Consider the following 11,663-nt stretch of genomic DNA (forward strand, 5'->3'; position numbering starts at 1 on the left):
TAGATGTGATTAAAATGTGCTTATCTCATTATAGATAACCATCCTTTTTTAACCGTTCCGTCTCCAGTGTCTATCACATAAAAATAAGTACCTGTTGGCAACATATCTCCTCTATTTACAACTCCCGATACATTGGCAGTTCCGTCCCAATCATTTTCATAATTCTTTTTGCTGTATACTAATGCACCGTATCTGTTGAAAACTTTAAGTTCATTGTTTGGATGCGTTTCTATACAATCAATTCTGAAAAGATCATTTGCTCCGTCATTGTTTGGAGTAAACTCATTGTAAACTGTCAGACAAATCGGTTCTACAAATGCTGTAGCTGAATTATTTGTCGGATCAACGTCTAAAGGAGTTGAAATTTCGATAGTTGCAACATTATTGTAGTTTCCGCTTGGCAATACCACAACTCTTACTTCGAGAGTTTCACTTGTTCCTGCAGGTAAAGTTGGAATTGTCCAAACTTGCGTTGCCGGATCATAAACTCCGCTCGATGTAGAAGATGATATAAGAGTATATCCGCTTGGAATTAATTCACTAACAAGTATATTGTTAATTAGTCCTTCGCCAACATTGTTTACTTTTATAGTAAAGACAATTTCTTCTCCAAAGTTTGGTGATGGATTACTAACCGTATTTGTTATCGTTAGATCAGAACATGATGCTACAGTAACATTTAATGTTTTTGTGGTTGTCTCGTCACAGTTATTAGTATAAGTAACCGTTACTGTTCCCGGACCAACATCTGACCATGAAACTGTTGCAGAACCATCTGCATTTCCTCCTCCGGAAGTAATTGTTCCATTAGTAACTGACCACACATAATCTGATTTTCCGTTTGCAATTGAATACGTTACATTTTGGAAAACGCATGGTGTATTGTCACTTGTTGTAATCTGTACAAGAGCATCGTTTTCAAATTCTATAGTTATTGCCAAACGTGCGGCGTTAATACATCCATTTGTTGTATTACTCAATGCTACTGCATAATAAGTAGTAGCGGTTAGAGATGTATTTGCAGCTAATGGTGTTCCTCCTGTTGCAGAAGAATACCAAACAATATTTGGTTCGTTCACTAATATATTTGCAATTGTTGGATTTGCAGACAAACAAAATGTTTGAGTCGTGTTAGGCGTTGTAACGATACCTGGTGTATTTACATTTACCTGAACTGCTAATCTAACCGGGTTTTCACAACCTGTAACACTTGCTATTGCTCCATAATAAACATTTGTTGTTAAGGCAGTTGTCGCAGGAATTGCTGTTCCGCCTGTTGCTGTGCTGTACCAAACTACGTTCGCTTCATTTACCTGAATATTAGAAACTGTAGGTGAATTTAGTGAACAGAAATTTTGCGTAGTATCTGTTGTTGTCGGTGTTGCTGCCGGATTTCCGATTGTAACTGTAACTTGTAATCTGGTCACACTTTCACAGTTTCCTGAAGGATTTACAATTGCTCCATAATACGTTCCGTTGGTTAAAGGTGCTGTTGAAGCAAAAGCTGTTCCTCCTGTAGCTGTATTATACCAAACTACATTAGCCTCATTTACCTGAATACTGGCAAAAGTCGGTGCGTTTACAGAACAGAAATCCTGAGTAGTATCCGTTGTAGTTGGTGTGCCCGGATCGGTCACACTTATCGTTATCGCTAATCTGGTATTGCTGGCACAAGTCGTAACCGGATCAACAATTGCTCCGTAATACGTTCCACTAGTTAATACTGCTGTTGAAGCAAAAGCTGTTCCGCCTGTTGCTGCATTGTACCAAACTACGTTCGCTTCATTTACCTGAATGCTCGCAAAAGTTGGCGCATCAATTAAACAAAAATCCTGAGTAGTGTCTGTTGTAGTCGGTGTTCCAGGGTCAGTTACACTGATGGTTACTTGTAAACGAACTGAACTTTCACAATTAGTTACCGGGTCTAAAATAGCTCCGTAATACGTTCCGCTTGTCAATACTGCTGTGGAAGCAAAGGCTGTTCCGCCTGTAGCTGCATTATACCAAACTACATTGGTTTCATTTACCTGAATACTCGCAAAAGTTGGCGCATCAATTAAACAGAAATCCTGAGTCGTGTCTGTTGTAGTCGGTGTACCCGGATCAGTTACACTGATGGTTACCGCTAATCTGGTATTGCTGGCACAAGTCGTAACCGGATCGACAATTGCTCCATAATAGGTTCCGCTTGTTAATACTGCTGTTGAAGCAAAAGCTGTTCCGCCTGTCGCTGCATTATACCACACTACGTTCGCTTCATTTACCTGAATACTCGCGAAAGTTGGCGCATCAATTAAACAGAAGTCCTGAGTCGTGTCTGTTGTAGTCGGTGTCCCCGGATCAGTTACACTGATGGTTACCGCTAATCTTGTATTGCTGGCACAAGTCGTAACCGGATCAACAATCGCTCCGTAATAAGTTCCGCTTGTCAATAGTGCTGTTGAAGCAAAAGCTGTTCCGCCTGTTGCTGCATTATACCAAACTACGTTCGCTTCATTTACCTGAATGCTGGCAAAAGTTGGTGCATCAATCAAACAGAAGTCCTGAGTGGTATCGGTTGTGGTTGGTGTTCCAGGGTCAGTTACACTGATTGTTACTTGTAAACGAACTGAACTTTCACAATTAGTTACCGGGTCTACAATAGCTCCGTAATACGTTCCGCTTGTCAATACTGCTGTTGATGCAAAGGCTGTTCCTCCTGTAGCTGCATTATACCAAACCACATTGGCTTCATTTACCTGAATACTCGCAAATGTTGGCGCATTAATTAAACAAAAATCCTGAGTCGTGTCTGTTGTAGTCGGTGTGCCCGGATCGGTTACACTGATCGTTACCGCTAATCTTGTATTGCTGGCACAAGTGGTTAACGGATCGACAATCGCTCCGTAATAAGTTCCGCTTGTCAATACTGCTGTGGAAGCAAAGGCTGTTCCGCCTGTCCCTGCGTTGTACCACACTACATTGGCTTCATTTACCTGAATGCTCGCAAAAGTCGGCGCATCAACTAAACAGAAATCCTGAGTAGTGTCTGTTGTAGTCGGTGTGCCCGGATCAGTTACACTGATCGTTACCGCTAATCTGGTATTGCTCGCACAAGTGGTTAACGGATCAACAATCGCTCCGTAATACGTTCCGCTTGTCAATACTGCTGTGGAAGCAAAGGCTGTTCCGCCTGTTGCTGCATTGTACCACACTACGTTCGCTTCATTTACCTGAATGCTAGCAAATGTTGGCGCATCAATCAAACAGAAGTCCTGAGTAGTATCGGTTGTAGTAGGAGTTCCCGGATCAGTTACACTAATCGTTACCGCTAATCTGGTATTGCTGGCACAAGTGGTTACAGGATCAACAATTGCTCCGTAATACGTGCCGCTTGTCAATACTGCTGTGGAAGCAAAGGCTGTTCCGCCAGTAGCTGCGTTGTACCAAATTACATTAGTTTCATTTACCTGAATACTCGCAAAAGTTGGAGCATCAATTAAACAGAAGTCTTGTGTAGTATCGGTTGTAGTTGGTGTGCCCGGATCGGTTACACTGATCGTTACCGCTAATCTTGTATTGCTGGCACAAGTGGTTAACGGATCAACAATCGCTCCGTAATAAGTTCCACTTGTCAATACTGCTGTTGATGCAAAGGCTGTTCCTCCTGTTGCAGAAGAATACCAAACCACATTGGCTTCATTTACCTGAATGCTCGCAAATGTTGGCGCATCAATCAAACAGAAGTCTTGTGTATTGTCTGTTGTAGTCGGTGTGCCCGGATCGGTTACACTGATCGTTACCGCTAATCTGGTATTGCTGGCACAAGTGGTTAAAGGATCGATAATTGCTCCGTAATAGGTTCCGCTTGTCAATACTGCTGTGGAAGCAAAGGCTGTTCCGCCTGTTGCTGCATTATACCACACTACATTGGCTTCATTTACCTGAATACTCGCAAATGTTGGCGCGTCAATCAAACAGAAGTCTTGTGTATTGTCTGTAGTAGTCGGTGTACCCAGATCGGTTACACTGATCGTTACCGCTAATCTGGTATTGCTTGCACAAGTGGTTAAAGGATCGATAATCGCTCCGTAATAAGTTCCACTTGTCAATACTGCTGTGGAAGCAAAGGCTGTTCCGCCTGTCGCTGCATTATACCAAACCACATTGGCTTCATTTACCTGAATACTCGCAAATGTTGGCGCATCAATCAAACAGAAGTCTTGTGTATTGTCTGTTGTAGTCGGTGTGCCCGGATCGGTTACACTGATCGTTACCGCTAATCTGGTATTACTGGCACAAGTGGTTAACGGATCGATAATTGCTCCGTAATACGTTCCACTTGTCAATACTGCTGTAGAAGCAAAGGCTGTTCCGCCTGTCGCTGCATTGTACCATACTACATTGGCTTCATTTACCTGAATACTCGCAAATGTTGGCGCGTCAATCAAACAGAAGTCTTGTGTATTGTCTGTAGTAGTCGGTGTACCCGGATCGGTTACACTGATCGTTACCGCTAATCTGGTATTGCTGGCACAAGTGGTTAAAGGATCGATAATCGCTCCGTAATAAGTTCCGCTTGTCAATACTGCTGTGGAAGCAAAGGCTGTTCCGCCTGTCGCTGCATTATACCAAACCACATTGGCTTCATTTACCTGAATACTCGCAAATGTTGGCGCATCAATCAAACAGAAGTCTTGTGTATTGTCTGTTGTAGTCGGTGTGCCCGGATCGGTTACACTGATCGTTACCGCTAATCTGGTATTACTGGCACAAGTGGTTAACGGATCGATAATTGCTCCGTAATACGTTCCACTTGTCAATACTGCTGTAGAAGCAAAGGCTGTTCCGCCTGTCGCTGCATTGTACCATACTACATTGGCTTCATTTACCTGAATACTCGCAAAAGTTGGAGCATCAACTAAACAAAAGTCTTGTGTAGTATCGGTTGTAGTTGGTGTGCCCGGATCGGTTACACTAATGGTTACTTGTAAACGAACTGAACTTTCACAGCTGGTTACAGGGTCTAAAATAACACCGTAATAGGTTCCGCTTGTCAGAGCGGCTGTTGAAGCAAAAGCTGTTCCGCCTGTTGCTGCATTGTACCAAACCACATTAGTTTCATTTACCTGAATACTTGCAAATGTTGGCGCATCAATTAAACAGAAATCCTGACTCACATCCGTTGTGGTTGGTGTATTTGGATCATTTATAATTATGGTCGCAGATTGAAGAGTACCGGCAATATTTTCGCAGGTAGTATTACTTGAAACTCCTACATAATATGTCACCGGGCTCAATGCGCGGGTTAAACCTGTAGCTGTTAATACACCTGTAGCACTTATTGTATAAGTTGCACCGTTAAAAACGGATCCATTCGTTATTTGCTGGTTTTTATTAGCATCTAAATACCACGTAAATACTGGATTTGTTAATGTAGCTGCAGTAGGTATTAAAGAAGCCGGTACATCGTGACATACTGCTACATCATCAACAGAGATATCTGTAGCAACAGATGGAGGCAAAATAGTAAATGTAATTTGTTTTCTGTCTGCTGCTGCAGTTTCACAAAATTCATTTGAACTAACTCCAACATAATATGTATAAGTTCCCGGTGTCAGACTATTAACAATCAGTTGAGCCGTTATTTCTCCCGGAATTAACTGACTTGTTGTTCCGTCAAAACTATACCAATAATAAACTGGATTTGTTAATGTCGGAGTTCCGGTTAAACTGGTTGCAAGTGTTACAGTTCCGCTTGGAGAACAAATAGAAGTTGTGGCTGCTCCGTTTAAAGTTATATCTGTCAAAGCATTTACTGGACTTGACGCTCTAACCTCAACGACTACTTCTCCTCTGGCAAAAGATTCACATCCATATCTTACTGGCTGTACATAATATCTATAGATTCCGGAAGCTAAGGTTGCCGGAACTGTGTAAGTAATTCCGTTCGCTACCACATTTCCTCCTGTAGGCGCATCATACCAAACATACTTAGAACAATCTTCTTCCGGTATTTGCAGCGTAACATCTGCTCCCGGACAAACTATCACCTTATTATTTGGATCTCCTCCTATAACTTTTGTGTTGGCTACACGTTCAACAGTATGAACTCTTAAAAATTCCAGCACACCTGCAACTCCTCCAAAACGAATTCTAACCCGATCATAAGGTTCCGGCTGAGAATTCACAAGTACCATTGACATTGTATTTCCCGGTAATAATCTTATACTTAGTAATGTACTTGTATTTTGAATTGGACTTCCAACGGCTACATTTCCTAAATAACGCTGAATACTAAAACCGGTAAGTGCGTTAACATCTAAAAGAACTGCTGGTTTAGAAACTACAATTCTTAATGTATCACTCGCAATTGATGGCGTTTTGAATGCTACTGTCAAATCTGCAGAAGCAAGAACTCCTGCACCACTATACATAGTAGCAAATGTTGTAACATCATTATCAGCTACATTCCATGCATCCGCAACACCAACTGTCGCAGTTAGTGCTCCTACCCCAAGATCTGTTGCTCCATAATATATATCCTGAATATCACCAGGAGTACATGCCACTGTTGGTACAGATATTGTATAATAAGCATCAAAAACTTTTGTGTTTTGAGCAACACTTAAAATTGAGGCTGATTGAATTCTGATTCCGTCATAATCCTGTGGACCTGTACCATCTGATGGAACAAAACTAAACTCAAATGCATTATCGCCTGACAATAAGTTTAATAATGAATTTGAAACAGGTTGCATTGTTCCGATATCAGCTCCTGCTTTGGTTCCGATTACTGATAAATTTTGTCCTAATGCCACGGCACTATATTCGGAACCTAATTTAATAGTTACAGGAGTTCCTTTAACAATATTCGCAGGCCAGGTTAAATTTTGCCAGGTTGTTCCCACTCCTAATAATCCTACTCCTGTTGTAATAGTAGAAAAAGTCTGAGGATTTCCGTCAACTGCATTTGCCTGATTAGAAACTCCTCCTGTTACAATTGAACCGGATGTCTGCGCATTGGCATACACTCTTTGGGTAAGATCCTGACAACTAGCCGGATCAATAACATTTACAGATACTGTACCTGTTCTTGAGCAGTTAGCATTACTTGCAACTACCGTATAAGTATATATTCCAGGTGTATTTAAAACCCCTGTTGAGAACGGAGGACCTGCTATGGGATTTCCTTGCGGATCAAACCAGGCAAGCGTACCGTCTGATGTTGCGTTTAAAGCAACAGCATTTCCGGCATTTATAGAAATTGAAGGTGTTACACTCAAACTTGGCAACGGATTAATTGTAACTGTTACTGGTAGTATAACAGATGGACAAGTAACTCCGTTACCCTGAGCTTGAATGGAGTAAACACCACTTATAGTTATATTGGTTGCCGCAGCCGGATTTATTACATTATTAGATGCGTCATAAAAAGTATACGTTGTATTTCCCGTTGTATCAAAAGGTGTGATAGCAGTAGTAAGGTCTGCACTACCACAAGCTATTAGTGGCGATGTCACCACTAATGGAGTCTGTGTTGGAATAGTTATGCTTACTGGTTGCAAATTATTAATCTCATTTTCACAGGTAGTTGGACTGGAAACAGAGACAAAATAATTGTAAGGCACTCCAGCAGCCGTAAGTCCGCTTAAAGAGAGTGCACCGGTAACGGGATCTTTAGTAAAAGTAACCCCACCTACAACACTTCCTGTTATTATTTCCTGTGTTTTAGCCTGAGTCGTATAATATCTAAACTCGGCACCAACTAAAGAAGATGTTGGAGCGATTACCGCTTCTCCTGCACAAGTCGCTTCAATTGGACTTGTAACTACAACATCAACAGCTGTAGCATAAGGATTTACATTCACAGTTACAAGCTGACGAACACTATTAATACACCCTAATCGTGAAGCTTCAAGATAATAGGTTGTTGTAGAAGTTAATGGAATTGTCGGATTAACTGCTGCAACACCACCACCTGTTGGTGCATCATACCAGGTATAGGTTTGTGTTTGTGTTCCCGGAGCTGTTGCTGTTAAAATTGCTTGCTGTCCTGAACAAATCGGAGTGGCATTTCCAGTTATAATTGCATCTGGAAATCTGTAAGAAGCTCCATAAATATTTAAGCTCGTTAATAAAGTAGCTACTCCACCTAATCGAACTTCAATTCTGTCAAATACAGCTGCCGTTGTAAAACTAGCTTTAAATCTATTCCCTGATAATAATTGTACACTTAATAAATTATCATTAATATTTATTCTGTCACCATTATAGGTCGCTCCATTATAAGTAGCTAAACTGATATAAGATAACGCACTTATGTCAAGCAAACCTGCCGGGATTTCTAATTCTACATCTATAATATCACCTGCTTCTCCAGGCGTAGGGAAAATCAATTCTTGTTGTATATAACTTCCAAGTACCCCTACCGGTATTGTAAGAGTTGTGGCTGTATTAATATTTCCATCTACAGAAAACGTGTCATTTGTCGAACCACAACCAACACACAATAAACCGGGATCTAAGGTTACATTCTGCAAATTAGGCTGTAAACAGCTGCTAACTGTATTAATAACTACAACATTTATAGCCGTTCTCGCAGTACTTAAACAATTTGAACCTGTACTTCTTGCCTCAACATAATATGTTTTATTTGCAGTCAAAGCAGGTGAAGGTGTAAATGTATTGGTATTAGATGCCAGGGCTGTTCCACCTGTCGGTACATCATACCAATCATTAACTACACCTGCAACTGAATTTACTTGTAGTGTTACATTTTGTCCTGACTGAATAATTACAGTAGCAGACGTTGTAGTCGGTGCTGCTGGCAATGGAGTTACAACTAATGTGACAGCAGTTCTTGTCGCAGATATACAATCTCCGATAACAGCCTCAACATAATAACTGGTATTTACTGTTAAAGCAGGAGTTGTAAATGAAGTTCCTGTAAATAATAAATTCCCAGCCGAAGCAGCATCATACCAATTATAAGTAGTACCTGTAACAGGTGCCTGAACTGTAATTGTAGAAGTCTGACCTGCACATAAATTTGCCGGAACAGGATCCAAAGCCGGTGCTATCGGATCATTAACAGAAACCAAAACAGCAGAACGTTCACTATTGACACAACCATTTCTGGTTATTTCAACATAATACGTTGTTGCTGTTGTTAAAGCCGGAGTGGTATATGCTGCTGTTGAAACTAATGGGCTTCCTCCTGTAGGATTGCTAAACCAATTTGCTGTTTCACCAACGGCAAGCGCAGCTGTTAATGTTGTCGTTTGTCCGGTACAAATAGTAGTATTCCCGGTTATAGCTGGTGCTTTATATCTATAAGTTGCCTGATAAATATCTAAGCTTGTTAATACTGTTACAACGGCTCCAAATCGAATTTCTACACGATCAAAATTGGCACCTGCAACTACACTCGCTCTGAAACGATTTCCAGTTAATAATTGTAGGCTTACCAAAGGATTATTGATAAAAATCCTGTCATTATTATAAGTAGCTCCATTATAAGTAGCTAAACTTACCCCTCCTAATAAGGCAACATCTGCCAATCCTCCTGGCAATTCAAGTTCTACATCAACAATATCTCCTGCTTTTCCGGGATTATTAAATTGAAGTGTCTGCTGAATCCATCCATTTAATAATCCAATAGGAAGTGTTAATCGTGCCGCTGTAGCAGGATTTCCGTCAACTGAATTATTAGGATTTGATGAAGTACACAATAAACATAATCCGTTTACTGCAGTCTGCTGGCTATTTGCTTCCAAACATCCTCCTAAAGCAGATGGAATAACCGTTACTGTTACAGGTACTCTTGTTGTACTTACGCAATTTCCCGAACCACTTTGTGCTTCCACATAATAAGTTTTGGTAGCAGTTAATACCGGAGTTATAAATGTTGGTGAATTAAGTGCTACAGCGGTTCCTCCCGCAGGGACATCATACCAATTTAAAAGCACTCCTGGTTCAGGAGTTGTGGCACTTAAAGTTGCATTTTGCCCGGATTGGATCGTTACACTTTGTGTTAAAATAGTTGGTGTTGCCGGAATCGCATTTGATACAACGGCAACAGGAGTTCTTGCAGGACTCAGGCAAGTCCCAATTGAAGCCTCTACATAAAAATTAGTTGTACCAACAGGAACTGTTGGCGAATAAGTCGTTCCGGATGCTAAGGCGACTCCCCCGCTTGAAGAAGAAAACCATGAATAAGTAGTTCCCGGAATTGGATTTAAAACAGATAAAGTGGTCTGTTGTGTTGCCCCTGCAGAACATATTGCAGTTCCGGAAGTATTAATGACAGGTGCAATCGGATTTGAAACATTAACTACAACCGGCAAGCGATCACTACCTTCACAGCTCCCTGCTCTTGTAACACCTATATAATAAGTTGTATTAGCTGTTAAGTTTGGCGTATTATAAGTATTTCCAGTAACTAAAGGCGTCGTAGATGTAGGTGAACTGTACCACGCTAATGTTGTCCCTGCTACTGGTGTTGCAATTAGATTAGCTGAAGTTCCTGAACAAATCGTCTGGTTTATGCCACCTGTTACAGTAGGTTTTGCAAAATCTAAACGAACATCATAAATTCTTAAACTAACCAATAGACTAAGTAAACCTCCAACCTGAATCTGAATTTGATTCGCATCTCCGGTTAAGGTATAACGCACTACGCCGACACCATTGCCGGTTAATAAATTCAAATTCAAAAGCGGATTGTTTAATGACGTTCTGGCACCAACATTTGTCCCGGATAATTTTGTCTGGATGGTTGCATTAGACAGTAATGAAACATCTAATAAACCATTACCTGTACCAAAGTAAATTAGTACCTGATCACCGGCCCTTGCCGTTTGACTGAACGTCAGCGTTTCTTCGACAAAACAGCCAACACCGACGGCATTGGTTAGTGTCGCATACGTTGTTAAGCCTGCGTCATCATCGTAGGCATTTGCAGGACTGTTTACATCTAAACCTACACATAGTAATCCGCCCTGGCTATTAGTTTGACCTGTTGGTCTGCAAACTGATTGCGAGAACGCATTACTACATAATAAGAATAAAAATAACAGCCCGAATAATCTCTTCTCAAGAATGAGATTACAAAAAGTAAAGATTTTTTTCATAATTTGGAAGATTAGAAAATGGACAATAAAATACCTGTTGCAATAGGCACGTATGCCTAGGCAATTGAAAAAGCGTTAATAAACAATTGATTAGAATAAAATTTAAAACCTTAGCAAATAAGACTTCAAATAAGATTTCTTAAATAAATTAAATAGCAATCTGTATGTATTTGTATATACATAAATAAACTTTTATCTAAATAAATAATTTTTTGAACTGTAAGGACATACTGACTCTAATCAGCTTTCCTAATGGAGTGATTTGTTGTTTGAACTAAATTTTCGATGAAAATTTAGATTTTCTAGAACCGGGGGAATTCTATAATATAATGTATGATACAATATCAACAGAAGTTGATTAGGCTGTCTGTTAATGAGATAAGTTGTAAAATCAACTTATTACAAATTGAATCATGAAGCTGGGAAATTATTGTATCCTAAAACCAGGGATGTAGTTAAATCTTTTCCAACATTTACTACTTTACGGTCAATTTTTTGTTCTATTGTTGAGCGCTCTGCTACAACATTTACCCCTTTTAGTTGTGTTGC

1 protein-coding gene is annotated in these 11,663 nt (G+C 40.3%); it reads right to left on the bottom strand.

The window, feature by feature from the left end; all coding sequences use genetic code 11:
• Positions 1 to 20: 20 nt before the first annotated feature.
• Complete coding sequence (locus tag DCO46_RS15370) at positions 21 to 11,114, bottom strand: gliding motility-associated C-terminal domain-containing protein (protein ID WP_116753394.1); 11,094 nt, start codon at positions 11,112 to 11,114, stop codon at positions 21 to 23.
• Between the last annotated feature and the right edge of the window lie 549 nt (positions 11,115 to 11,663).

Source organism: Flavobacterium sp. HTF (genome assembly GCF_003105115.1).
In the GTDB taxonomy this organism is placed as follows: domain Bacteria; phylum Bacteroidota; class Bacteroidia; order Flavobacteriales; family Flavobacteriaceae; genus Flavobacterium.